Origin of the sequence: Paraburkholderia sp. A3BS-1L, assembly GCF_051125215.1 — a bacterium.
Lineage (GTDB): Bacteria > Pseudomonadota > Gammaproteobacteria > Burkholderiales > Burkholderiaceae > Paraburkholderia.
The window spans coordinates 325,755-350,982 of record NZ_CP120445.1; the positions used below are offsets into that span (position 1 = coordinate 325,755).

Sequence of the window (25,228 nt, forward strand, 5' to 3'; positions counted from 1 at the left end):
CATCATGTCCAGGCAAGCTGCATCGTCGACGTCGCCGGGGTTCATCGGCGGCATTACGCTAGTTTTCATCGCGCTTACGGCGCTCTATCTGCTGGCGGGCGGCGCATGGCTGCTTTCGCTCGGCGGCTCTCCGTACTACGTCGTGACCGGCGTCGTGCTGCTCGGCGTGACGTGGCTGTTGCACCGGCGCAGTCCCGCCGCGCTCGTGCTCTATGCGCTCGTGCTGGTGGGCACGGCAATCTGGTCGCTCTGGGAGTCGGGGCCCGACTTCTGGGCGCTCGCGCCGCGCTCCGGCGTGCTGGTCGTCTTTGGCGTGTGGCTCCTGCTGCTCGTGAGCTGGCGGCTCGAAGGCGCGAAGAAGCTGGGCGTGAGCACGCTCGTCGCCGCGCTCGTGATCTGGGCGGGCGTGCTGGTCTACGCGTGCTTCAACGATCCGCAGACGATCAACGGTTCGTTCGGCGCATCGGCGGGTACGACGCCTGCTGCGAATCCCGACGGCATCGATCCTGCCGACTGGCCCGCCTACGGTCGCACTCAGGAAGGCACGCGCTATTCGCCGCTGCAACAGATCACGCCGGAAAACGTGAAGAACCTGCGGGTGGCCTGGACCTTCCGCACGGGCGACATGAAAGGCCCGAACGATCCGGTCGAGATCACCAATGAGGTCACGCCGCTGAAGATCGGCAAGCTGCTCTATCTGTGCTCGCCGCACCAGAAGCTTTTCGTGCTCGACGCGCAGACGGGCGAGCTCAAGTGGAAATTCGATCCGAAGCTGCAGGCCGATCCGTCCTTCCAGCATGTGACTTGCCGCGGCGTGTCGTATATCGATCTCGCGGCGAATGCGGCGAACGCGGCAACAACGCCCGCCGCCGCCGCGAGCGACGTTGCAGCCAGCGCTTCGTCCGCGCAAGCCGCGGCATCGGACGCCATAGCCACTTCGTCGACGCAGGGCGCTGCGCCCGCCAGCGACGCAGGCGCATCGGCCAGTCAAGCTGCCGCGCCGGCGAGCGATGCCGCACCGGCCGCGCCAGCGACCACCGCATCGGCGAACGGCGCCTGCACGCGCCGCATCCTGCTGCCCGTGAACGACGGCCACCTCTATGCCCTCGATGCGATCACCGGCGAGCGCTGCGCGGGCTTCGGCAACAACGGCGAGCTCGACCTGCAGCATGCGATGCCGGTCAATACGCCGGGCATGTACGAGCCCACCTCGCCGCCGGTCGTCACGAACAAGGTGATCGTGATGGCGGGCGCGGTGGAGGACAACTTCTCGAACCGCGAACCGTCGGGGGTGATCCGTGGCTTCGACGTACGCACGGGCGAGCTGCTCTGGGTGTTCGACACGGGCGCGGAGAGTCCGAACAAGATTCCAGGCCCGGGCGAGCATTACACGTGGAATTCGCCGAACTCGTGGGCGCCCGCCGCCTACGACGCGAAGCTCGACATCGTCTATCTGCCGATGGGCGTGAAGACGCCGGACATCTGGGGCGGCGACCGCACGCCGCTGATGGAGCGCTACGCGAGCGGCATCCTGGCGCTGCACGCGTCCACAGGCAAGCTCGCCTGGTTCTACCAGACCGCGCACCACGACCTGTGGGACATGGACATGCCCTCGCAGCCCACGCTCGCCGACATCGCCGACAAGGACGGCAAGACCGTGCCGGTGGTGTACGGCCCTGCGAAGACGGGCAACCTGTTCGTGCTCGACCGCCGCACCGGCCAGCCCGTCGTGCCGGCGCCCGAAATGCCGGTGCCGCAAGGCGCGGCGCCTGGCGACCACGTCGCGCCGACGCAACCGTTCTCCTCGCTCACGTTCCGCCCGAAGAAGCTGCTCACCGACGCCGACATGTGGGGCGCGACGATGTACGACCAGCTCGTGTGCCGCGTCATGTTCCACAAGCTGCGCTACGAAGGCACCTTCACGCCGCCTTCGCTGCAAGGCACGCTGGTATTCCCGGGCAACCTCGGGATGTTCGAGTGGGGCGGCATTGCCGTCGATACGGACCGCCAGATCGCCATCGCCAACCCGATCGCGCTGCCGTTCGTCTCGCGGCTGATCCCGCGCGGCCCGGGCAACCCGATGGAGCCGGAGCCGGGCGCCAAGGGCAGCGGCACGGAGTCGGGTATCCAGCCGCAATACGGCGTGCCCTACGGCGTGACGCTCAACCCGTTCCTCTCGCCGTTCGGCCTGCCGTGCAAGCAGCCGGCATGGGGCTACATGGCCGCAATCGATTTGAAAACCAACGAGATCGTGTGGAAGAAGCGCATCGGCACGGTGCGTGACAGCTCGCCTGTTCCGCTGCCGTTCAAGATGGGCATGCCGATGCTGGGCGGCCCGATCGTCACGGCGGGCGGCGTGGCCTTCATCGGCGCGACGGCGGACAACTATATCCGCGGGTTCGACGTGAACACCGGCAAGGAGATCTGGCGCGCCCGTCTGCCGGCAGGCGGCCAGGCCACGCCGATGAGCTATTCGGTCAACGGGCGGCAGTACGTGGTGATCGCGGCGGGCGGGCATGGCTCGTTCGGCACGAAGCTCGGCGACTACGTGATCGCCTACGCGTTGCCGCAGTAACGCGTGCGGCTTTGTGTGTGGTTTTGTGTGCGGCTTCGCGCCCGCTTTTGCGAGCGGAGCGCGCCGCCAGGCGCGCTCGTCTTGCTCTTCGTGCTCTTTGTGCTGGCGGCGCACCCGCGTGACGCGCATGCCCAAAGCACCGTCACGCTCTACGGCTTGCTCGACACGAGCATCGAAGTCACCAACCCTGGCGCGGGCTACGTCGCGCGCATGGACTCGGGCGCGTATCGCGGTTCGCGCATGGGCCTGCGCGGCGCCGAGGACATCGGCAACGGTGTGCGGATTCTGTTCGCCCTGGAGAACGGCTTCGGCTCGAACGACGGCACGTTCGCGGTGAATAACACGATTTTCAACCGCCAGGCGTGGATCGGCCTGGGCACGCCGTACGGCACGCTGCGCGTGGGCCGCCAGTACTCACCCATCTACATTCCATTCAAGGGCGGGCTCGATGCGTTCGGCGCGGGCACCATCGCCTCGGGGCTCAACAATCTCTCGAAGATCACGCCGTACGAGAGCAACGCCATCACCTGGCTTTCGCCCGAATTCCACGGCTTCTCGACGACGCTGATGATCGCGCTGCGCAATGCGAGCGATGGCGATGGCAACGGCATCGCGGGAAACATCGAAACCTTTGTGTATCGCAACGGCCCATTGCGCATTTCATACGCGCACCAGCAAACGCATGGCAATGGCGCGCTGCGTGCGAATCTGGGCGGCGTTTCGTATGTATACGGCCCGATCACGGGTTTTGTTTCGTTCTTCAACGGCGATGGCGGCACGCCGCGCTATCACAACGATGGCGTGTCGATATCGGCGCGCTATGCGGTGAGCGCGCGTTTTCGCGCTGCGCTGGGCTACACGTTTATGCGCGACCGCTCCGGCGGCGACAATGACGCCGACCAGTTCAGCGCGGCTTGCAAGTACGACGTCTCGGCGCGCGTATTGCTTTACGCGAGCGCTGGTTGGCTGCGCAATCACGGGCAGGGCGAAATGACGTTGCGTGGCGTGAGCGTCACCGGTCTTCCGCCATCGTGGCCGGGCGCGACGGTGCGGGGTGTGCAGCTCGGGATGATCGACCGGTTCTAGCCGCCGGCCCTTGCCTTTGCGGCGCGCTTTGCGCTTTCTGCCCGTGGCAATCAGCGCTCGACCTGGCAGGACGACTTCGACAAGTTCAGGATCGGCTAAACCGGTGACGATGCGGGCCGGCTGTTGCACGCCTCGCCCAGCTCGAACGAGAAGTCGAGGCCCACTGCCGGCCGCCTGCGCCCATAGCCGCCGTCGATGAAAGGCATCACGCGCGGCGGCGGCGTCTTCGATTTTCCGGATGAATCGAACTGGGGAATGGCGAGATTGTCGACCTTTGCGCTGTCGACGATGTTGCGCGTGGCCTTGACCGAAACGCTGGAGCCGTTGAATAACGCGCCGCTGAGCGCACTGCCCGTGGCGCCGAGGTCCTGCGCCTGGGCAAGCACCGGAGCCGATAGCGCTGCGCACGCGATCATCGCGCGCAGCGTCAATTGCCTCGTATTGCTAAACGAATCCACCGCATCTCTCCTGAAAGCCGGGAAGCGCTGGCAGCGGAGCTGCTCCGGCAGATTCGACTTTACGCCGGGAGTATACGAATCCATTAAACGAAATGCAGCCATTTTCAGGCGTTAATTGTCGCTTTCTTGTAACCCGTATTCGACCCCGTAAATTGAAAAGGGCACTGCCAATAGGGTCCTGTAAATGCTGCAATGCGGCGCGCCACGCTGTTCAGCACCGCGCGCAACGCGCACATCCAGCCCTTTCCAGCGTGAGGCCGGTGCATAATGAACTCCCGCCGATGCAGTCCATGGCCGTCCTTTCTGGAGTCCGCCATGCAAGTAAGAAACGAGGAATTCGTCACCCATCTGCTCTCCGATCTAGTGGAATTCGCGCGTGGGCGTTTACCCGAACCGACCTTCCAGATCGTCGAACCTTTTCTAAGGCATTACTACGACTTCGTCGACGCCGAAGACCTGCGCAGCCGCAGCGTGGCCGATCTCTACGGCGCCGCCATGGCGCACTGGCAGGCGGCGCAGCGCTTCGTGCCGGGCAGCGAGCGCATGCGGGTCTACAACCCGATCCTCGAGCAGCACGGCTGGCACTCCGACCACACGGTGATCGAGATCGTCAACGACGACATGCCGTTTCTCGTCGACTCGGTCTCCATGGCCGTCAACAAGCTCGGGCTCGCGCTGCATTCGGTGATGCATCCGGTGTTTCGCATCTGGCGTGGCCAGGACGGTGCGATCGTGCGGGTGGACATGGGCGGCGCGGGCGCAGACGACGGCCAGTCGCAACTCGCCTCGTTTATCCATTTCGAAGTCGACCGCTGCGGCGATGCAGCGAAACTCGAGGAACTGCGTGGCGCTATCGCCAAGGTGCTAGGCGACGTGCGCGCGGCGGTCGAGGACTGGCCGAAGATCGTCGAGGTGGCGCGCGCCACGATCAAGGCCATGAAGGCGCGCGAAAGCAGCGCCGAAGACGTCGAATCGCGCGCGTTCCTCGAATGGATGGCGGCCGACCATTTCACCTTCCTCGGCCAGCGCGACTACGCGCTCGTCGAGCACGGCGATGGCTTCGCCCTGCGCGGCGTGGAAGGCTCGGGCCTCGGCATCCTGCGCGAGTCGCTGCGCGCGCCCGGCACGCCCGATACGACGCCGCTGCCCAGCGCGGCGTCGGAAATCATCACGGGCGCGTGGCCCATCTTCCTGACCAAGGCGAATTCGCGCGCGACCGTGCATCGGCCCGGCTATCTCGACTATGTGGGCGTGAAGCTCGTGGGGCAGGACGGCAAGGTGAGCGGCGAGCGGCGCTTCGTGGGGCTCTACACCTCCACGGCCTATATGGTCTCCAGTTCCGAAATTCCCATCGTGCGCCGCAAGTGCGCGAACATCGTGCGGCGCGCGGGCTTCCTGCCCAAAGGGCACCTCGGCAAATCGCTCGTGACGGTGCTCGAAACCTGGCCGCGCGACGAACTCTTCCAGGCCGACGAAGACGACCTTTTCGACGTTGCCATGGGCGTATTGCGCTTGCAGGAACATCAACGCACGCGCCTGTTCGTGCGGCGCGACCGCTTCGGCCGTTTCGTGTCCTGCCTCGTGTACGTTTCGCGCGACAAGTACAACACGGATCTGCGCCTGCGCGTCGCCAATCTGCTCAAGGAAGCGTTCAACGGCGAATCGGTGGAATTCACGCCGCTGCTGTCCGAATCGGCGCTCGCACGCATTCATTTCGTAGTCCATGCGAAAACCGGCGCCATGCCCCAGGTGAACACGCGCGAGCTGGAGGGGCGGCTCGTGCAGGTCACGCGGCGCTGGCAAGACGATCTGGCCGACGCTTTGCTCGACGCTTTTGGCGAAGAGCAGGGCACGCGGCTCCTGCACCGCTACGCCGATTCGTTTCCCGCCGGCTATCGCGACGACTATCCGGCGCGCACCGCCGTGCGCGACATCGAGCTGATCGAGCGCGTGCAAGGCACGCGGCGCATTGCCATGAATCTTTACCGCCCCATTGAAGCCGGACCGCGCGCGTTCCGCTTCAAGGTGTACTGCACGGGCGAAGCCATCGCGCTGTCGCGCAGCCTGCCGATGCTCGAGCATCTGGGCGTGCGCGTGGATGAAGAGCGTCCTTACATCATCGAAGCGCCGGGCTGCGAACCCGCATGGGTACACGATTTCGGCCTCGAGCTCGCCGACGACGCGGAGTTCGACATCGAACGCGTGAAAGACCTGTTCGAAGACGCATTCGAAGCCGTGTGGAGCGCGCGTATCGAGAATGACAACTTCAATCGCCTCGTGCTGCGCGCATATTTGAGCGCACGCGAAGTCACCATTTTGCGCGCGTATGCAAAGTATCTGCGCCAGGTGGGATCGACATTCAGCGATGCCTATATCGAGCGTGCCCTCACGGGCAACCCGGCCATCGCGCGCCAACTCGTCGAGCTGTTCGTCATTCGTTTCGATCCCATGGTCGGCGATGTGGGAGAAGCGCGTGAGGTGCGCACCGAGCGCGCGCTCAAAGCCATCGAAAGCGCGCTAGACCAGGTCCCCAATCTCGACGAAGACCGCATACTCAGGCAATTTCTCGGCGTCATCAACGCGACGCAGCGCACCAACTATTACCGTCGCGATGCGGACGGCGCGCTGCTTCCGTCGCTGTCGTTCAAGTTCAATCCGGCAAAAGTGCCCGGGCTGCCCGAGCCCAAGCCGATGTTCGAGATCTGGGTCTACTCGCCGCGCGTGGAAGGCGTGCACCTGCGCGGCGGGCGCGTCGCGCGCGGCGGCTTGCGCTGGTCCGACCGGCGCGAGGACTTCCGCACCGAAGTCCTCGGCCTCATGAAGGCGCAGATGGTGAAGAACGTGGTGATCGTGCCGGTGGGCTCGAAGGGCGGCTTCGTGGTGAAGAATCCGCCGCCGCTCACCGACCGCGAAGCGTGGATGCGCGAAGGCGTGGCGTGCTATCAGACCTTCCTGCGCGGCCTGCTCGATCTCACCGACAACCTCGTGAACAACGTGATCGTGCCGCCGCCAGACGTGGTTCGCCACGACCCCGACGATCCGTATCTGGTGGTTGCGGCGGACAAGGGCACCGCGACCTTCTCCGACTACGCCAACGCGATTTCGCACGAATATGGCTTCTGGCTCGATGACGCCTTCGCTTCGGGCGGCTCGGTGGGCTACGACCACAAGAAGATGGCGATTACGGCGCGCGGCGCGTGGGAGTCGGTCAAGCGGCACTTCCGCGAAATGGGCGTCGATACGCAGGCGACCGACTTCACCGTGGTCGGCATCGGCGACATGTCGGGCGACGTGTTCGGCAACGGCATGCTGCTCTCGCCGTATATAAAGCTGGTTGCCGCGTTCGATCATCGGCATATCTTTCTCGACCCCAATCCCGATCCGGCAACGAGCTTCGCGGAACGCAGCCGGCTCTTCGCGCTCGAGCGATCGAGCTGGGCCGACTATGATCCCGCGGCCATCTCGGCGGGCGGCGGCGTGTTCGCGCGCACCGTGAAGACCATTCCGCTTTCGGCGGCCGTGCAAAGCGCGCTGGGCATCGAGGCGGCGTCGCTCGCCCCAACCGAATTGATTCGTGCGATCTTGCTCGCGCCCGTCGATTTGCTCTACAACGGCGGCATCGGCACCTATGTGAAGGCCGCGCGCGAGACCCATGCCCAGGTCGGCGACAAAGCGAACGACGCGGTGCGCGTGAACGGCGCGGAACTGCGCTGCAAGGTCGTGGGCGAGGGCGGCAATCTGGGCGTCACGCAGTTCGGCCGCATCGAATTCGCCCAACGCGGCGGGCGCATCAATACCGACGCCATCGACAATTCAGCGGGCGTCGACTGTTCGGATCACGAAGTCAACATCAAGATCTTGCTTGGCCTCGTGGTGGCCGATGGCGAGATGACCATGAAGCAGCGCAACACGCTGCTCGCCGACATGACCGACGAGGTCGGATTGCTCGTGCTCAGCGACAACTACTACCAGACCCAGGCGCTCTCGATCGCGGGCCGCTACAGCGCGGAACTGCTCGATGCGGAAACGCGGCTCATGCGCTGGCTCGAACGCGCGGGCCGCTTGAACCGCGCCATCGAGTTCCTGCCGACCGACGAGGAAATCGCGGAACGGCAGGGGGCGAAGCTCGGTTTCACGTCGCCCGAGCGCGCCGTGCTGCTCGCCTACAGCAAAATGTGGCTCTACGACGCGCTGCTCGAATCGGACGTGCCGGAAGATCCGCTCGTCGCCAACTTGCTGATCGATTATTTTCCGAAGCCGCTGCAGCAGCGCTACAGCGAACCGATGCAGCGCCATCCGCTGCGCCGCGAGATTCTCGCGACCCACCTGACGAACGCGCTCGTGAACCGCGTGGGCTGCGCGTTCGTGCATCGCCTGATGGAAGAAACAGACGTGCAGCCCGGCGACATCGTGCGCGCATGCATCATGGCGCGCGACGTGTTCGACCTCAACGATGTGTGGCGCGACATCGACGCGCTCGACAACCGCGTGCCCGACGACGTGCAGGCACGCATGTTCGTCGACGTTGCGCGGCTGCTCGAACGCGCTGCGCTCTGGTTCCTGCGGCATCTGCAGGCGGGCGCGGTGGACAGCGAAGGGGCGCTGCTCGCGCGTTGCCGCGACGCGGCGCAGCGGCTCGCGCCGCAATTGCCGATGCTATTGCCTGCCGGCGATCTCGAGGCGTTGTCGGCCCGCCAGGCGGCGCTCGTGAACGCGGGCGTGGAGAGCGCGTTGGCGGTGCGGGTGGCAAGCGGTGAAATTTCCATCGCACTGCTCGATATTGCCGATGTGGCGGCGGCGTGCGACCGGCCGCTCGAGCACGTGGCGGCAGCGTATTTCGCGCTGGACATGCGCCTGAACTATGGCTGGATCGGCGAACGCGCGGCGGCGCTGCCTACGCCCACGCATTGGGACACGATGGCGCGTGCAGCGGCGCTTGCGGAGGTGGCGCGCCTCAAGCGCGCGCTCACCACGAATGCGCTTGCCGCCGCGCCCGACAGCGCCGATGCGCAAGCCCTCGTGGATGCCTGGTGCGAACAGCACGCAGCGGCGCTCGAACGCTACGGGCACCTGCTAGCGGAGTTGCGTGCGACGAGTGGCGTGAGCCTTTCCGTGCTGCTGGTGATCGTGCGCGCGATGGCGGCGCTGGAGCGACCTTGAGGTGCAAGACGTCACGCGGGAACCATCGGCTAAATGCGGGTGGTTCCCGTGCTGAACATTTCGCGAATTGGCATTGCGTCAATCAATAGATTTAATCTCCGGAATTGATAATCTCGAGTCAATGTGGATGTCCATTCCGATTCTTTCAATAATTAATAAAGCCTTTCATGAATGAATTGCGTCAATTACACGCATTCATTTATTCGCATCGACTCGATCTCTTAACGCTACTTCCTGCCCGCGTGCAAGCACAACGCTTGTTCGCGCGTCTTCGTGCGCTCCTCGGGGAGCCGCTCGCCCACCGTGTCTACGCCCGCTGGGAACGGCCCGTCGGGTTCGGAAACACCGGGTCCTTCAGCACGCGGCGCTATATCGATCAACTGAAATTCGGTTAATTTTCACAAGAATTAGAGCGCTATCAAAGCGCCAATTTAATTGCATCGGAATTTGACAGAAACGAGAGTCTTTAAGAGAGGCCTGTGCGATGCTTCCGCTCAAAATCCGAAGACATGAAATTCGCCATGCCCGCGCGATGCGTGCCTTTCGGCAAGACCATGAAAAGGAAACACTATGTCGTGGCTGACAGACACACTTCGGCAGTACCCCGAGATCGCCATCTTTCTTTCGTTAGGCATTGGCTACTGGGTGGGGGGCAAGAGCTTCAGGGGCTTCAGCCTCGGGGCCGTTACGGCAACCCTGCTTGCGGCTATCGCCATTGGCCAGCTCGGCATCACGGTTTCATCCAATGTCAAATCCGTGTTCTTTCTGATGTTCCTGTTCGCAGTCGGTTATGGGGTGGGGCCGCAGTTCGTGCGCGGCATCGCGAAGGACGGCCTGCCGCAGGCCTTGTTCGCTGTCGTGCAGTGTCTGTTGTGCCTCGCCGCTCCCATCGTCGCCGCCAGATTCGCCGGCTATGACCTGGGATCCGCTGCGGGCCTGTTCGCCGGCTCGCAAACCATTTCCGCCTCGATGGGGCTCGCGACCGATGCCATCGGCCGGCTCCATCTTCCGCCGGAGCACGCCAAGGCGCTGCTCGACGCCATGCCGACCGCCTATGCTGTCACCTACATCTTCGGCACGATCGGCTCCGCGCTCATTCTCGCGACGCTCGGCCCGCGGCTGCTCGGCATCGACCTGCCGGCCGCATGCAAGGAATACGAAGCAAGCTTGGGCGGCAAGCGTGCCGGCGCGCAGGAGGGCCGCGAATGGCATGACTACCAACTGCGCGCCTATCGCATTGCCGGCAACAGCGCGCTCATCGGCAGCACGATAGGCCAGATTGAGGCTTCCGAGGCGGCGGGTGTGCGGCTTTTCATCGAGCGCGTCAGGCGCGCGGACGCCGTCCAGGAAGCCACGCTGGACTTCGTTGTGCAAGCCGGTGACGTCATAGCCGTTGCCGGGCCGCGCGACCAGCTCGTGTCGCAACTCGGCGCGAGCGGGGCAGAGGTGGAGGACGCGGAACTGGTCGCCGTCAGCACCGAGGGCGTGGACGTTTACGTCACCAGCAAGTCGGTTGCCGGCAAGACCTTGCAGGAACTCGCGGACCTGCCCGGCGCACGCGGGGTGTACCTGAAGAAGATCAAGCGCGGGCCCACCGAAACGCCGATCCCGGTGTTGCCCAATACGAAGCTCGAACGCGGCGACACCGTCACGATCGTGGGCCGCACCCAGGACACCAGCGCCGCCGCCAAAGCACTGGGCGTGCTCGATCGCCCCAGCACGGTTGCCGACATTGCCTTCGTGAGCCTCGCCATCGCGCTGGGCGCGTTGATTGGCGCGATCGTGATCAACGTGCACGGCATTCCGCTAACGCTGTCCACGGCGGGCGGCGCGCTCATCGCCGGGATCGTGTTCGGCTGGCTGCGCGCGATCCACCCGACCTTCGGGCGCATTCCCGAACCTACCGTGTGGTTCATGAACTCCGTGGGTCTCAATGTGTTCATTGCCGTGGTGGGCATCACTGCGGGCCCCGGATTCGTCGCCGGCTTGCAGCAACTCGGCGTCAGCCTGTTCCTCTGGGGTATTTTCGCCACGGCGGCGCCGTTGGTCGTCGGCATGTATATCGCGCGCTACGTGTTCAAGTTCCACCCCGCGATCCTGTTCGGCGTATGCGCGGGGGCAAGAACCACAACGGCGGCACTGGGGATGATCTGCGACGCCGCACGCAGCCAGGTGCCCGGACTCGGCTATACGGTGACCTACGCGGTCGGCAACACGCTTCTGACGATTTGGGGAATGGTGCTCGTGATGATCCTGAGCTGATGTCTGGACCAATTAGATATTTCGCTAACTAATGAAATGGAGCACAAATTGACGACTTCAAAAGACAACCACGCAACCCAGGCGCAAAAATTCTCGGCGCTCAGTCCGTTCGAACTCAAGGACGAACTGATCAAGGCGGCCGGTGGCGGCGCAACGGCTCGTTCGGCTGCAAACCTGCCCATGCTCAACGCCGGCCGCGGCAATCCCAACTTCCTCGCGACGATTCCGCGTCACGGCTTCTGGCAACTGGGCCTGTTCGCCATGCGCGAGTCGGAGCGCTCGTTTGCCTATATGCCCGAGGGCGTGGGCGGCTTCCCGCAGCGCGAAGGCATTGTCGAGCGCTTCGACCTGTTCGTGCGCGAGAACAAGGGGCAAGCCGGCGTCGATTTTCTCGCGGGCGCGGTGTCGTACGTGCGCGACCAACTGGGCCTTCCCGCAGGCGACTTTCTTTACGAAATGTGTGAAGGCATTCTCGCCTGCAACTATCCGGTGCCGGACCGCATCCTCAAGAACACGGAAACCATCGTCGGCCAGTACCTGCGCCGCGAGATGATCGGCAAGCATCCGTTCGTGGGGGAGTTCGACGTGTTCGCGGTGGAGGGCGGCACCGCGGCCATGACGTACATTTTCAACACGATGCGGGAGAATTTTTTCATCAAGCCGGGCGACACGATCGCGCTCGGCATGCCGATCTTCACGCCATACATCGAAATTCCCGCGCTCAACGACTACGAGCTCAATATCGTCAACGTCCAAGCGGATGTCGCGAACGGCTGGCAGTACTCGAAGAAGGAACTGGACAAGCTGCGCGATCCGAAGGTCAAGGCGTTTTTCCTCGTGAATCCGAGCAACCCGCCTTCAGTGAAGGTGGACGCGGCGAGCCTCGAATATATCGCCGAGATCGTCAAGACGCGCCCGGACCTCATTATCCTCACCGACGACGTGTACGGCACCTTCGCCGACAACTTCGTCTCGCTCTTCGCACTCGCTCCGAAGAACACGATTCTCGTGTATTCGTATTCGAAATACTTTGGCGCAACGGGCTGGCGTCTGGGTGCAATCGCGACGCACCGCGAGAACGTTCTGGACAGCGCGCTTGCGAAGCTGTCGAAAGAGCAAAAACAGACGCTGCACAAGCGCTACGAGTCGATCACGACGGAGCCGGAGAAGCTGAAGTTCATTGACCGGCTGGTCGCGGACAGCCGCACCGTCGCGCTCAATCACACGGCCGGCCTTTCGACGCCGCAGCAGGTGCAGATGGTGCTGTTCTCGCTGTTCTCGCTCATGGACACACCGGGCGCGTACAAGAATGCGCTCAAGCGCCTCATTCGCAGCCGCAAGCGTGCGCTCTTCGAGACCATCGGCATTCCGTTGAAGGAAGGGGATCCGAACGTCGTCGACTACTACACGGTGCTGGATCTCGAGTATTTCGGCGAGCGCGCCTATGGCCGCGATTTCGTCGAGTGGCTGCTCAAGAACACCGAGGCTTCTGAACTGCTGTTCCGTCTCGCCAGGGACGCACATGTCGTGCTCCTGCCTGGCCAGGGCTTCGGCACGCCTCATCCGTCGGGCCGCGTGTCGCTCGCCAATCTCAATGAGTCGGACTATCGCGCGATCGGCAATGCGATTCGAACGCTGCTCGACGAATACCTGGAGCGCTATTGCGCGCAGACGGGTAAGAGCGTAGCGCGCTAATCCAGGCGCTGCCTCAACCGTCCGCGCAGCCGGTTGAGGCGGTGCGTGGGCATGAAGCGTCCAACCCGAGGGCGCGTACCGAAAGGAGCATTCAGATGTCTTTGGATTTCGAGAAGATCACTCCGTACGACGAATTCAATTTACCGGTTCCGCAGGACGAATTTCCGGCAACCGGAATGTCGGCCAGGGCCGCAGCCGCGCTTGTCGAAAGCGACGAATGGACGGATACCAATCCTGTTCTGAACATGTCGTCGTTCGTGACGACCTTCGCCGAACCCGAAGCATTGGAGACAGCGAAGCGAAATATCTTCAAGAACTATATCGACCACGACATGTACCCGCAGTTGTTCGCGATGGAAACGCGAATGGTGCGCTGGCTTCACAAACTGTGGAATGGCCCGCGCGACGCGGAGCCTTACGGAACTGCGACGGTGGGCTCATCCGAGGCGTGCATGCTCGCGGGTCTCGCGCACAAATGGAACTGGAAGCAGCAGCGCGAGAAAGCGGGTAAGGACGCAAGCCGGCCCAATCTGGTGACGGGCGGCAACGTGCAGATCGTCTGGAAGAAGTTCATGCGGTACTTTGACGTCGAACCGCGCATCGTGCCGCTCAAGCCGGGGCAATATAGTTTGACGGCCGACGATCTCGGCCAGTACGTCGACGAGAATACGATTGCCGTCGTGGCCATTGCCGGGCAGACGTTTACGGGGGAAGACGACGACTTTGCCGGCATTCATGCCTGGCTGGACGACTACGAACGGCGCACGGGAATTTCGGTTCCGATGCATATCGATGGGGCGTCGGGCGGCTTTATTCACCCGTTCCTCTATCCGGATTACCAATGGGACTTCCGGCTGCCGCGAGTGCAATCGATCAACGCATCCGGACACAAGTACGGCCTCACCCCGCCGGGGCTCGGCTGGGTGATATTCCGCGACCGCAAGGTATTCAATGAAGACCTGGTGTTCTACGTGAACTATCTGGGCGGTGAAATGCCCACCGCGACTTTGAATTTCAGCCGCAATGGTTTCCAACTGGCCGTTCAGTATTATCAGTTCCTGCGCCTTGGATTCGATGGCTACAAGCGCGTCATGCAGCACACCCTCGATAACGCGCTCGCGCTGCGCGAAATGCTCGTGAAAAGCGGCTATTTCACGATCATGAACGATACGCAGCGCATTCCGGTGGTGGCCGTTACGCTGGACAAGAAAATCACGCGCTTCAACGAATTCGACGTGTCGAACAAGGTGCGCGAGAAGGGCTGGGTGCTATCGGCCTATACGATGCCGCCAGACGCGGAGTCGGTGAGAAGCCTGCGCGTTGTGGTGCGCCCGCACATCAACCGCAACGTCGCGAGCAATCTCGGGCGTGACATCATCGATGCCTGCCGCTATCTGGCGGAGCACGGCGGTAATGCCACGCCGCCGGCGCTGCATGGCCACGCGCATCTAAAGGGCTCGCCGGCCAAGTGCTGAAGCGGGGCGCGCGCATGGCCTGGCGCGTGTGATCACGTGCCAGGCCGCGCCGACGCCCACGTTGATTGAGGAGCGCATCTGGAGTCAGGCGACCACCCGCGAAGTTTTCGCGCGCGGCGACGGGTCGACTGCGGAGGACGCGGTGGCGCAGGCGCGCTGAGCGCGTCTTGCGGCTTCGTTCACGTGCAGGCTTGTTCGATGTGTGTCAGTGCGCGGCGATGGACGCCGCGATACGGTCTGCGAGCATCCCGAGCACGCGGCTCATCGCGGCAGCTTGGGCCGTTGCGGCGTCGGCTGCTTCGTCGTCCGCTGCGCTGGCCGGGGCCGCGGTTTCGAGCGTCGCCTCGCGAGTCAGCGTGGCACGCGTGGGCTGACCCGACAACAACGTCCACGATGCCTGCATCTTCAGTGCCCCGCGCGCATCGGCCTGAACACCGAGTATCGTGACGACCAGCGTGCGCGTGTCCGCGGGCACCGGCGCGTCGGGGAAAACGAAGGCGCCGGCGGGCAATCGCATCACGAGGTCCTGAGCGAGCGTGCGCCTCATCATACGCGCGAGCGGCGCACCCCATCGGTGGTTGTCATCGATCGCCAGCCGGTTCGGTGCGATCTGCGTGACCACTTCGGGCCGATCGAGTTCGGCGGGAATATGCACCGCGGTCAGTTGCACCGCCTGCATTGCCGGCATGGCGCCCGCTGCCTGGCCCGGCGCCGCGCTCAGCGTCACATAGTGCATAGGCGGGCTGTGTCCGCAACCCGCGAGTATGAGCATCGCGCCCATCCGCGCGGCCGCCCCGGCCGCTGCCCTGAAGCGGACGAGGCGGGCATATGACGCAGAGTGCACGCCTGTGCGTGTAGCCGGTCGCCGGGAGCGGCGCATCATGGGCCTACTCCTCGGGCCGGCCGCGCGCCAGCGCTTCAGGGTGACGGTCGAGATAGTCAGCGAGCGTTCGCACCGAGCGCGCCGCGTCGCTCAACTCGCGCAGGGCAGCGGGCAGATCGTCCTGGCTTGATACATCGCCCCCGAGCGTGCGGTTCGCAGCGGCGACAGTGCTATCGACCGCCTTCGCGGTTTCGCGCAGTTGCGCCACGAGCGGCCCAACTTGCGGCGAGACCTGTTGCAGCGTGCGGTCGATCTGTGCCACCGAGCGGTCGATGTGGGTGAGGCTCTCGCGGATCTGCGGCGAGTTGCTCAAGGCATCAACGTGGGCCGCAATGCTGCGGACCTGGTCGCCCGTTTCCTTGATCGGCAGTGCGTCGATCTTCGCCACGACGTCATTGGCTTGCGCGGCGATGGCGTCGAGATCGGCGGATGGCGCATCCGGAATCACCGGTACGCCGTTTTCGGCAGTGAGGGTGGCGGCGGGCGCGGTTTTCACGAAGTCGAGCACGACCTTGCGCTGTCCCACGAGCGGCGGGTCTTGCGACAGACGCGCGCGTAAGCCCCGAGCGATGAGGCGTTCGAGCATGGTGTCGACGATCGGCCGCCAGTCGCCGTTGGCTGGCGCCGCCACGCCTGCGATGCCAAGCCGCGATGGATCGAGCGCCAGTTGCGCGAGCGTGCTCAGTGCGCCCGTGCCGGCGTCATAGTTCAGGCGCACACCGGTGACCGTGCCCACGCAAAATCCGCGCAATTGCACATTGGCGCCGCTTTTGAGCTCGCCGGCGGCACCCTCGAAGCGCACGGCATAGCTCACCATCGGCCCATGCAGCGGCGCGAGCGCGGGCCGGTGCTCAGCGCCATCGAAGTGCGTGGCGGGCTTGCCGCGGCCTGGCTCCATGACGATCTCGGGTCCGGAGAGCAGTGCTTTCATCGATGCCGGATCGCTCAAGTCCAGCTCGGCGCCGCGCAGAAAGAACTGCGTACCGGCGCGCAGGTATGGCGCGTCCTTGCGGTCGATTTCGAGTTTCGCCTCAACGCGCCGCCCGTCGGGCGTGAGCGCCACGCTCGACACCTGGCCCACCTTGACGCCGTGCAGCGTGACGATCGTTTCGTCTGCGGCCATGCCATAGGCGTTGTCGAACCCGACCGTGACGGTCTCCCCCTTGTGAACCAGCGCCTGTACGCCGAGCCATCCCGTCACGCAGATCGCCGCAATGGGGACCGCCCAGATCCAGCCTGGCCAGGCGCTGCGACGGACCTCGGCCTGGGTGCGCCGCGAGCGCGCGTCTGTCATGGCCGGCTCCGGAGATGCACGTCCCACATCATGCGCGGGTCGAACGCGTGCGAAGCCGCCATCGTGAGCATCACGGCGAGCGCGAATGCCGTCGCGCCGATCGCTGGGCGCGCTTGCGCCATGCCGCCGAAATGGATCAGCGGCACGAAGGCGGCAATGGTGAAGACATCGACATTGGACCAGCGGCCCAGCTCGTCGATCCAGCGGTACAGATGGGTTTTCGTGCGCAGATGCCGGCGCGAGCGCCGCCGCACGGACGCGATGAACCAGCCCATGCCGACGATCTTGGCCACGGGAATGACGATGCTCGTGCCAATGATAAGTATGCCGAAGGGCCAGAGGCCCGCGAGAAAGAGCTCGTGGACGCCATCGGCGATGCGGTGAGAATCGTGCTGGCCGAGTTGCAGCGAGACGGTCATCGGATAGAGGTTGGCGGGCACCGTCAGCACGAGCGCCGCGAGCGAGAGTGCCGCCGCGCGCACGACGGCGTCGGGTTTGCGCACGTGCAGCTTCAACCCGCAGCGCGGGCAGGGCCGGTTTTCGTGCGACACGGGCACGACCAGATCGCATACGGTGCACGACAGGGCGCGCTCGCGCGGGTGCAGCGTGTGTTCCGCGGCGAACGCGCGCCACACGGTGCGGCGATCGAGCGATGCACGTGCGAGCATCGACATCAACGCTGCGACGATGAAGCAATATCCGCCCACGCCTATCGTACCCGTAAGGTTTTGCGTTACCCGCGCATAGCCGACGCAACAGCCCATGAGATAAACGTCGGGCATGGCCCAGGCGTCGAGCCGGATGGTCCAGCGAAAGAGCCGTCCCATGCCCCTGAAGCGCCAGCCGAAGCGCACCGCGGCCAGCACGAGCACGAGGCCGCCGAAGCGCACGAAAGGCAGCACGATGCCGCACGCCCCGAGCAGCAGCGCGAGGATCAGCGAGCCGTCGCGCCAGATCGCCACGACGCCCGAGGCGAGCACCGACGAGCGCTCGGCGCCCAGCACGTGGACCGTCATCAAGGGCGCGAGATTGGCCGGGAACAGCAGAACAAAGGTGCAGACCGCACAGGCGAGTGCCGCGTCCACGCTACGGCCGCTGCGCCGCTCCAGCGGGTAATGGCAGGTCCGGCAACGCGCGATACCGTGCGGGGAGAGCGGCGGAAGGTCCTGAAGCGCGCCGCATTCGGGGCAGCCGAGTGTCATGCTGGTTTATCCGCTCGATTGTTCGCTGGTTCGGTCGCTGGCTCGTTCATCAGGCGCTGGCAGCGGGCCGTTCATCGCGTGTCCTGCGCGCGCCGGCAACGGCGCCGCTTTGCCGCCCGTTCGAGCAACGATTGTGCCCAGCTCGAGAAGATGCGCGGCGCCCGCACCGCGATTCGCAAAGGAACGCAGGCTGCTGCAATGAGAGGGCGACTTGCCGCGCTCGCCATCCGCGCAGAGCGTCGCGCCAACCGCGCGTCGTCAAAGGAGGACGTCATGAACAGCACGCTGGACCCCGACAACGAACCGACACAGCAACCTGCCGCACCGGGCCACGACAACGAGGCACTGGGCCCTGGGGACTCGTCCGATACGGGCAGCGACAGCAGAGGTGCGAAGCGCCACGACTTCGATCGCGACACGGAACTCGACAATCACGCGCTGGAAGCCGGCGCCGACGAAGCGCAGAGCGACACCGACCGCAGCGGCACCGGTGAGCGCGCCAGCGCCGATGGTGACGAGACGCTGCGCCCCGGCAGCGATGTATTGCCGGACGACATCGAGGAAGAACAGGCGCAAGAGGGCGCGGACGAAGAAGAGGACGAGGACGAAGGCAAGACTTGAGGGCCGCTCGCGACGCTCAATGGAAGCGAAGGGCGTAACGCATCGAGCCGTCGCGAAGTGAGCGCGAGAGAAACGTCGAACCGCGCATGTAGAAGCTACAGGTAAGCGATGAAACGCCGCGTGACGTGACGGCGCGTGGCTGCGCGACGCGTGGGCGCGCTTACGGCACATCCGTTGCACGGTTTCACTACGCCAACGCAACCCAGGAGGTGACGATCATGACTCAGCATTCCCGAGGGCACGCCTCATCGCACGACAGCAACGCTGGACATCGTTTCATCGACGTGCAAAAAGCGCTAAAGGGCGCGTCCTATCCGGCGGACAAGCAAAGTCTGCTCGAATGCGCACGTTCGAACGGCGCGAGCGAGGAGGTCGTGCACGCCCTCGACAGCCTGCCGGAGCGCGAATTCGCGAATCCCGCCGATGTGTCGAAAGGCGTGGGCAACGAGGCCTCCTGACGTATGCCATGTCGAGCCGTCCTCTTCCGGAGGGCGGCAGTAGTCACGAGTGTCTCGGGCGGCGCCTTGCGCCGGCCGGAAGCAGCACCTGTTCGGCGATCGTCTGCGATACGTCGTAATGCTGGCGTCGGGGATGCACCCGGCTCGTTGTAGTGCAGCTTCGCGAGCAGCGCTTCGGGCCGACCGCACTGGCCGCGCCGATGGCGTTGCTGCGGGTTTTGACGGTCAGCCGTCTCGCGGACTAGCGTTCGCGGCGGCGCTCATGCGCATGTTAGTCCGTTAGTGCGAGGTCTCGCCGACATGTAGCGCGTTCGTGACCGAGGTGAACTCCGTCCAGTTCTTGAATGGATTGGGCGGCGCGATTCTTCTGTGCATCGTCGGAGACCGTACCCGTGAGCGTCACGACACCGCGATTCGTCGTAATGTGCACATCGTTCGAGTCGAGATCAGCAGTGCCGAGCAACGCCGCTCTCGCTCGGGCGGTGATGATCGCGTCGTTCGTCTCTGAGCCGACCGACGAACTCCCGGCGACCAGGCCGTGCGGTGGAGGAACCTCCGGGCGCGCGGCGCCAGAGCCGGACTGGGCAAATGCACCGGCAGCCATCGTGCCTATGGGGACCCCGGGGGAAAAGCAACGGCGCTACCGTTGCACGCCCATTTTTCGTGCACGAAATAGGCGAAGGGGAAGCGCCTGGCCGGATCATGTACCTTGATGTTTTTCTTCCCTTTTATTTTACATAAGATAAATTATCGACGTTTTAAGTTTAAGTGTAAGAGCAAAGTAGTAGTGTCGTACCTGGGCAAAGTACAGATGTCGTACCTGGGTCCGATTTGAGGCGCACGCGCGCGTCGACGTCCCGCTCTTGCTCCGCCACGACAGGAAGCTGTACAGCAGCGCGGCACCAATGGCGGCGGACTTGCATTTAGTCCGTTTGCTACCTTCTGCGGTATTCGAGCGTCAGAGCGAAAAGGATCACGGCGACGTTGAATATCGCCCGTGCGAAGCTGTGTATCGCGCTGGTAGCGCCACCAAAGGCAAACACCGCGGACACCGATGCAACAACAAAAAATACGAATGCAACAATCACCAACTTCTCCAGGTGAATTTGTGGGTTGCGGCGACGTTCCGGAACTTGCCACGTCCTGCTTCCACACCTCGCGGTTTCGGCTCAAACAGGCAATACCTCGCTATCGCGCAACACAACTTCGCGCTGGCGAAATTCACGTTGCGCTTCGGAACGAATAACGGGCCGATCGAAATGCGAGACCGCCTGATCGACAAATGCGCGCACCTTGCCCGGTAGGAATTCCCGCGCCGGGTAGACGATGTTTATGGTGACGTCGTCGTTGCCGATTCGATATTCATCCAGCACCCGGATCAGCGTCCCGAACCTCACGTCGTTGGCCACCACGAACTCGGGCGCGACGGCGATACCGGCGCCGGCAAGCGCGATATGCCTTTGCATCAGCGCGCTGTCTACCGCGAAGCTTGCTTCGTGTGGAACGCTGTGATCAATGCCGTCTCCGTCGGTTAAATGCAGTACTTTGCCGTGAGCCGTATGGGTGATCAGGCGATGCCTGGCGAGATCAGCCGGCCGCAGCGGTGCTGGCGCCCCCATCAAATATGCGGGTGAGGCGACGGCCACGAGCGGTGCGTGCGCAAGCGCGCGCGAAACCCACGATACGGAGGTGATCATCCTGTCGGCGACCATCCCGACATCGAAACCACCTGCGAGCAGGTCGACTTCCGCTTCGGTCAGGGTGATGCGCAGTGCAACGTCGGCATAGCGCGCCCTGAAATCTGCAAACAGCGCAGCGAGTTCGGGCGACATGAGGCTCCCGAGCACGACCACGTGCAGGTCCCCGCAAACGCGGCCAGACTCATGCATCGCGCAGGTTTCGATTCTCTCGAGGTCGGCCAATAGCGCGCGGCACCCATCCGCATAGCGCGCCCCCACCTCGGTCAGCACAATTCGGCGTGTCGAGCGCTGGAAAAGCCGCACGCCGAGATGTGCTTCCAGTTCGCTGACATGGCGCGTCACTCTTGCAGGTGAAAGCTGCAATTGCTCAGCGGCTCGTGTAAAGCCATGCATATCAACAACTTTCAGAAACGTACGCATGGCAGCGATGAGATGGTTCAAATTGACACCTGAATCAGCATGGAAAATCGGACGTCGACCGGCGTCTGGACACCGCCTTTGCGGCTTCGGATAGACGCCATTCAGGAATGGGTTCAGCTGCCGAGATAGATATTGCAGAAACTTGCAGGGCCGACGCAGGGAGACGGGTTTTGATTGCCCGCGGCAGGCGTAGCCGCTTTGGCTGCGTCCTTGCTGGCCACGCCTTGCGTGGCCGCGACCTGCAACGGGTGTGCCTGATTCGCAGCTACAGCAGGGTCCTTCTCAGTCGGGCTTTGTTGTGCGAACGCGCCTGCGGCGAATCCGAACGAAGCGATGGAAAAAACGATGACTTTGGCGGACGAAACTTTAAACATGATTTAACTCCAGAATTATTAAATTCGAACTACGAATCATTGAATGAAGATGCTTGCTTCGCATCGTTCTGTTTCCCTGCTTCGCTGTCGACGGATGAATCATGCGACAAACTCGGGCGACTGTCCAAATCGTTTTTTCGATTCAGTCTATAAGGATAAACGATTAGTTTCGGGCTTTTGCCGGCCAATGGAGTCGAAGGCGCGCAACGAAGCAAAGCGCGCCGGATGCTGCGTGGCGCGTCAATGGGAAGGTCAGTCGGGAGAGAACGATGGCCGCTCGAACGAGACTTCCGTACGGAACGATTTCAATGCGGAACTAGCACGAGCGAGGGACAGACGCCCGCTCGCGCAAATGGCTCAACTACCGAAGAACACCGAACAGAAACTCACTGGGCCGACGCATGCATTTGCTGCCCGATCCTGCGCAGCCTTCGCATGTTGAGCAGCGACAGCTGCCGGCGCGTGGTTTTCTGCCACTTCACGCTGTACGCCTGCAACCGTACCCTGAAGATCAGCCACTAGCGTGGCGCGAGCGCCGCCGGGGTGCCCCTGTGCGTCGGGTACATCAGTCTGCGCATAAGCCTGCGCCGATACGGTCGCAAACGCGCCCATGGAGACAAGCGCAATTGCCGCGAGGCGGGTCATCGATTGCTTCTTCATTTTCAGTTCCTTGCAAAAATCCAGATACGATTTTGTCGATCCATCCGGCCCGCGTACCGTAAGCCGGTGAGGCGGCGGATCGACGGACCGAAGCATGCAGCGTCTGGCGCACGATGTCCAAGCCGAAAAATCGATCTGCTCCATAAGGGAAACCGATGATCTCCTCGTGACCATTTCACGGATGGTGCCGCGCTCCTGCGTGACCGCCCAGCATTGCCATAAGTAAAACCGATCGGTTCTTTCAGAAATCCGACTTGGACGCGCCATCGGGCGGCAGGCACAATTTGTCGCGTCCGCAATAGAGTAAAACCCGGATCCATTCGTTGGATCTATCACTGACCCTGATTGTCAGAGCGCATATCGACATGCCCTGCCCCGGCGCGGCACGTGGTGCGCTCGCGCCAAAAATGCCTGTATATCCAGTACTTTCCGTGTGGAACTTTTTTCCCCACACAGATCATCCCCGCCATTTCCTCTGCCCTCACCGTTTGGCAAGTGCCACCGCTTGTCACCCAGGCGACCCGCATCGACGCACACCACCCGCTGTGACGATGCAGACCGCGCTTCGCGCCTGATATCACCGGCCGTTGTATTCGCAGAATTTCACAGGATTTCCCGTGCCGCATGCCTCTGCCGCGCCGCTTCGGTCGCGCGACGCATTCACCATTGATTCTGGAAAGGTGCTTTTCTCGCTGAGCACTTATCTAGCTGCAGCACTTGTGCTAGTCATCGCGTTCACGGCCAGTCTGCCGCGACCATGGTGGGCACTCCTTACGGTCTATGTTACGGCGCAGCCCATGGCGGGCGCGTTTCGCCCGCGCGTGCTTTATCGCCTGGCCGGCATCGCTACCGGCGCGCTCGTTACGATCGCAATCGCGCCGAATCTGCAGAATTCCCCTGTATTGCTGGTTCTCTGCCTGGCCATCTGGATCGGTCTATGCATCTATCTCGCGGTGCTGGATCGCACGCCGCGTGCCTTCCTTTTCCAGATGGCGGCATTCAGTTCGGCCGTCATCTGCTTTCCATATCTGGATGATCCTTCGTACATTTTCACGACGACGATTTCGCGCGTCGAGGAAATGACGGTGGCCATTCTTTGTGTGACCACTGCACACTGGATTTTCCGGCCTGTCGATATTCGCTCCGTCATTCACCAGCGTGCATTGTCGTTCCTGAACGATGCCTGCCGCTGGACGGGTGAAGCCTTCGGCGTTCAGCACACGCGCCTCGAATACGAGCACCGTCGCAAGCTCGCGGCCGACGTGACCGAACTGGGCATGATGGCCGTGAATCTGCGCGCCGAACATCGCTTCGCCTATGCGACGCGTTCCGCCGTGACCGAATTGCAGCATCGGCTCGCTACGCTGCTTTCGATCGCATCCGCGGCCGCGAACCGGCTCGATCTGCTTCGCTCGCTCAACGCAGTTGACAGCGAAACCGAAGCGCTGATCGATTCACTGGTGAGCAGCCTGAGCGCCTCGCAGGAAGTGGGTGATGCGTGTGACGACGGCCTGGTCGCCCGCTGCCGCGCCCTCGCTGCAGAGCGTCTGCACAGAAGGCAATGGCAGTCCCTGCTCGCCGCGAACCTGCTGGAGCGCACCGCAGAGTTCATCGAGACACTGCATGCTGCGCGCGGCCTGGTTCGCGCGTTCGTCGAGGACAAGCCCGTGCATGGCCCCACCATGCAACTCGCCTCGAGCAACGACAATTTCCCGCTAGCGCGGGACCATGGCGTGGCACTGCTCGCCGGCGCAGCAATGACGACGGCCATCATGATCTATTGCGCCGTATGGATTCTGCTCGCTTGGCCCAGCGGCGCTGCAACGGCTGCATTCGCCGCACTCGTCACCTGCTCGTTTGCCGCTCAGGACGACCCCGCGCCGGTGATAGGCCGCTATCTGATCGCTACGCTCATGACGTTTCCGCTGGCTGCGCTCTACCTCTTCGTGATCCTGCCGCGCGTGGATGGAGCCATCATGCTCATCGTGACGCTCGCGCCGGCTCTCGTATGGATGGGTTATCTCCAGGCCGATCCGGCGCACAGCGCGCGCGCGCTGCCGATGCTTTCCTGCTTCATCGTCGCGATGGGTTTTCTCGACCGCTTTCAGGCCGACTTCGCGGGCTTCCTCAATACGGGGCTTGCGCAAATTGGCGGCATCGTCACCACCCTCGTCGTCACCCGGCTGTTTCGTTCTGCCAGTTCACGCTGGACCGCTTATCGGATTGTGCGCCAAAGCTGGGCGGATCTCGCGCAACTCGCGGATATGGCTCATCCGCTGGATGCGCAGGCTTGGACGGCACAGGCTGTAGACCGTCTTGGCCAGGTTGCGGCACGCATGGCGCTCGCCAGTGCCGACGATGTGCTGCACGCCGCCGATGGTCTCAACGACCTGCGTATCGGCCGCAACCTCATTCGCGCGCGCGAGGGTCGCGCGAGCCGCGATGCGGCCACGCACATCGCCATCGAAACGGCGCTGCGCGAAGTGTCGAAGCTGTACCGCGCGAGGCTCGCGGCCCATCATCCGCTGCCCGGCTCGCCCGAATTGCTCGAAGCGCTCGACCGCGCGATCGACTTTGTCGCCGGCCAGCCTCTGGAACGTGCGGACCCCACACTCATGGCGCTCGTTGGCTTGCGATGCAACCTGTTCCCGCAGACATATCAACACCGAGAGGTCGAACGATGATTGAAGAGATCCGCATTCTGGGGGTCTATATGCCGGCGGCGCTCTTCTGGGCCGCCATCGCACTGGTCGTCACGTTTCTGTTGCGCGGTGCACTGTTGCGCTTGCCTCTGCGGCAAGTGCTGTGGCATCCCGCGTTGATCGATCTCGCCGCCTTCTTCGCACTTTGGTGGGGACTCACCCGCCTCGCCGACGCCTGTTGCCCCCACGGTTTCATTTCCTGA

Annotated in this window: 18 protein-coding genes; 10 read left to right on the forward strand and 8 right to left on the reverse strand. The window is 63.4% G+C overall.

Annotation, left to right across the window (positions count from 1 at the left end; all coding sequences use genetic code 11):
• Positions 1–4: 4 nt before the first annotated feature.
• Together P5W99_RS32240 and P5W99_RS32245 are read left to right on the forward strand one after the other, a co-directional pair.
• Positions 5–2,575, forward strand: a complete 2,571-nt coding sequence (locus P5W99_RS32240; RefSeq protein ID WP_421028603.1) for a glucose/quinate/shikimate family membrane-bound PQQ-dependent dehydrogenase — start codon at positions 5–7, stop codon at positions 2,573–2,575.
• An 81-nt stretch (positions 2,576–2,656) separates the two neighbouring features.
• On the forward strand, positions 2,657–3,661 hold the full coding sequence (locus tag P5W99_RS32245; RefSeq protein WP_434666393.1) for a porin: 1,005 nt from the start codon (positions 2,657–2,659) through the stop codon (positions 3,659–3,661).
• A gap of 95 nt (positions 3,662–3,756) precedes the next feature.
• On the opposite strand, the gene P5W99_RS32250 is transcribed toward P5W99_RS32245, so the two are convergent.
• Positions 3,757–4,119 (reverse strand): hypothetical protein, encoded by a 363-nt coding sequence (locus P5W99_RS32250; RefSeq protein WP_434666396.1) that lies wholly within the window; start codon positions 4,117–4,119, stop codon positions 3,757–3,759.
• A gap of 315 nt (positions 4,120–4,434) precedes the next feature.
• Here P5W99_RS32250 and P5W99_RS32255 point away from each other — a divergent pair, with 315 nt between their 5' ends.
• From P5W99_RS32255 to P5W99_RS32270, 4 genes are all read left to right on the forward strand, one after another.
• Positions 4,435–9,279 carry an NAD-glutamate dehydrogenase gene (locus tag P5W99_RS32255; protein ID WP_434666399.1) on the forward strand — a complete coding sequence of 1,615 codons (4,845 nt, stop codon included), beginning with the start codon at positions 4,435–4,437 and terminating at the stop codon, positions 9,277–9,279.
• A 570-nt stretch (positions 9,280–9,849) separates the two neighbouring features.
• Positions 9,850–11,541, forward strand: a complete 1,692-nt coding sequence (gene aspT, locus P5W99_RS32260; protein WP_434666401.1) for an aspartate-alanine antiporter — start codon at positions 9,850–9,852, stop codon at positions 11,539–11,541.
• A gap of 48 nt (positions 11,542–11,589) precedes the next feature.
• Positions 11,590–13,236, forward strand: coding sequence for a bifunctional aspartate transaminase/aspartate 4-decarboxylase (locus P5W99_RS32265; protein WP_434666403.1), 1,647 nt, complete (start codon positions 11,590–11,592; stop codon positions 13,234–13,236).
• A 95-nt stretch (positions 13,237–13,331) separates the two neighbouring features.
• Entirely contained in the window at positions 13,332–14,711 is a 1,380-nt protein-coding gene (locus P5W99_RS32270; RefSeq protein ID WP_421028609.1) for a glutamate decarboxylase, read from the forward strand.
• Between the two features lie 205 nt (positions 14,712–14,916).
• Here P5W99_RS32270 and P5W99_RS32275 read toward each other — a convergent pair whose 3' ends face one another.
• The 3 genes from P5W99_RS32275 to P5W99_RS32285 all read right to left on the reverse strand — a co-directional run bounded on the left by P5W99_RS32275 (position 14,917) and on the right by P5W99_RS32285 (position 18,090).
• A complete protein-coding gene (locus P5W99_RS32275; protein WP_434666406.1) occupies positions 14,917–15,483 on the reverse strand; it encodes a PqiC family protein in 567 nt (188 codons plus the stop codon).
• Positions 15,484–15,598: 115 nt separating this feature from the next.
• The gene (locus tag P5W99_RS32280; RefSeq protein ID WP_434666409.1) at positions 15,599–16,888 is read right to left on the reverse strand and encodes an MlaD family protein; all 1,290 of its coding nucleotides are present in this window, start codon (positions 16,886–16,888) and stop codon (positions 15,599–15,601) included.
• Entirely contained in the window at positions 16,885–18,090 is a 1,206-nt protein-coding gene (locus P5W99_RS32285; RefSeq protein WP_434666411.1) for a paraquat-inducible protein A, read from the reverse strand. Before P5W99_RS32285 ends, P5W99_RS32280 begins: the two co-directional genes overlap by 4 nt.
• A 273-nt stretch (positions 18,091–18,363) precedes the next feature.
• Here P5W99_RS32285 and P5W99_RS32290 point away from each other — a divergent pair, with 273 nt between their 5' ends.
• Positions 18,364–18,711: a chemotaxis protein gene (locus tag P5W99_RS32290; protein ID WP_421028613.1), complete on the forward strand. Its 348-nt coding sequence runs from the start codon at positions 18,364–18,366 to the stop codon at positions 18,709–18,711.
• Positions 18,712–18,929: 218 nt separating this feature from the next.
• Positions 18,930–19,169, forward strand: coding sequence for a DUF2795 domain-containing protein (locus P5W99_RS32295; RefSeq protein WP_421028614.1), 240 nt, complete (start codon positions 18,930–18,932; stop codon positions 19,167–19,169).
• A gap of 271 nt (positions 19,170–19,440) precedes the next feature.
• On the opposite strand, the gene P5W99_RS32300 is transcribed toward P5W99_RS32295, so the two are convergent.
• The 4 genes from P5W99_RS32300 to P5W99_RS32315 all read right to left on the reverse strand — a co-directional run bounded on the left by P5W99_RS32300 (position 19,441) and on the right by P5W99_RS32315 (position 22,323).
• A complete protein-coding gene (locus tag P5W99_RS32300) occupies positions 19,441–19,773 on the reverse strand; it encodes a BON domain-containing protein (protein ID WP_421028615.1) in 333 nt (110 codons plus the stop codon).
• Between the two features lie 565 nt (positions 19,774–20,338).
• Positions 20,339–21,310 (reverse strand): LysR family transcriptional regulator, encoded by a 972-nt coding sequence (locus tag P5W99_RS32305; protein WP_434666416.1) that lies wholly within the window; start codon positions 21,308–21,310, stop codon positions 20,339–20,341.
• Between the two features lie 92 nt (positions 21,311–21,402).
• Positions 21,403–21,663 carry a hypothetical protein gene (locus P5W99_RS32310; RefSeq protein WP_421028617.1) on the reverse strand — a complete coding sequence of 87 codons (261 nt, stop codon included), beginning with the start codon at positions 21,661–21,663 and terminating at the stop codon, positions 21,403–21,405.
• Positions 21,664–22,020: 357 nt separating this feature from the next.
• A complete protein-coding gene (locus tag P5W99_RS32315) occupies positions 22,021–22,323 on the reverse strand; it encodes a hypothetical protein (protein ID WP_434666418.1) in 303 nt (100 codons plus the stop codon).
• A 617-nt stretch (positions 22,324–22,940) separates the two neighbouring features.
• On the opposite strand from P5W99_RS32315, the gene P5W99_RS32320 reads away from it, so the two are divergent.
• Complete coding sequence (locus P5W99_RS32320) at positions 22,941–25,007, forward strand: FUSC family protein (RefSeq protein WP_421028619.1); 2,067 nt, start codon at positions 22,941–22,943, stop codon at positions 25,005–25,007.
• The gene (locus tag P5W99_RS32325; protein WP_421028620.1) at positions 25,004–25,228 is read left to right on the forward strand and encodes a DUF1656 domain-containing protein; all 225 of its coding nucleotides are present in this window, start codon (positions 25,004–25,006) and stop codon (positions 25,226–25,228) included. The genes P5W99_RS32320 and P5W99_RS32325 overlap by 4 nt, the downstream gene beginning before the upstream one ends.

What these genes read in the sequence shown, in the direction of transcription:
- P5W99_RS32290 (WP_421028613.1), top strand. Translation starts at nt 18,364, where the DNA reads ATGAACAGCACGCTGGACCCCGACAACGAACCGACACAGCAACCTGCC.
- P5W99_RS32275 (WP_434666406.1), bottom strand. Translation starts at nt 15,483, where the DNA reads ATGCTCATACTCGCGGGTTGCGGACACAGCCCGCCTATGCACTATGTG.
- P5W99_RS32315 (WP_434666418.1), bottom strand. Translation starts at nt 22,323, where the DNA reads ATGAAGAAGCAATCGATGACCCGCCTCGCGGCAATTGCGCTTGTCTCC.
- P5W99_RS32285 (WP_434666411.1), bottom strand. Translation starts at nt 18,090, where the DNA reads ATGACACTCGGCTGCCCCGAATGCGGCGCGCTTCAGGACCTTCCGCCG.
- P5W99_RS32280 (WP_434666409.1), bottom strand. Translation starts at nt 16,888, where the DNA reads ATGACAGACGCGCGCTCGCGGCGCACCCAGGCCGAGGTCCGTCGCAGC.
- P5W99_RS32325 (WP_421028620.1), top strand. Translation starts at nt 25,004, where the DNA reads ATGATTGAAGAGATCCGCATTCTGGGGGTCTATATGCCGGCGGCGCTC.
- P5W99_RS32270 (WP_421028609.1), top strand. Translation starts at nt 13,332, where the DNA reads ATGTCTTTGGATTTCGAGAAGATCACTCCGTACGACGAATTCAATTTA.
- aspT (WP_434666401.1), top strand. Translation starts at nt 9,850, where the DNA reads ATGTCGTGGCTGACAGACACACTTCGGCAGTACCCCGAGATCGCCATC.
- P5W99_RS32295 (WP_421028614.1), top strand. Translation starts at nt 18,930, where the DNA reads ATGACTCAGCATTCCCGAGGGCACGCCTCATCGCACGACAGCAACGCT.
- P5W99_RS32310 (WP_421028617.1), bottom strand. Translation starts at nt 21,663, where the DNA reads ATGTTTAAAGTTTCGTCCGCCAAAGTCATCGTTTTTTCCATCGCTTCG.
- P5W99_RS32240 (WP_421028603.1), top strand. Translation starts at nt 5, where the DNA reads ATGTCCAGGCAAGCTGCATCGTCGACGTCGCCGGGGTTCATCGGCGGC.
- P5W99_RS32255 (WP_434666399.1), top strand. Translation starts at nt 4,435, where the DNA reads ATGCAAGTAAGAAACGAGGAATTCGTCACCCATCTGCTCTCCGATCTA.
- P5W99_RS32300 (WP_421028615.1), bottom strand. Translation starts at nt 19,773, where the DNA reads ATGGCTGCCGGTGCATTTGCCCAGTCCGGCTCTGGCGCCGCGCGCCCG.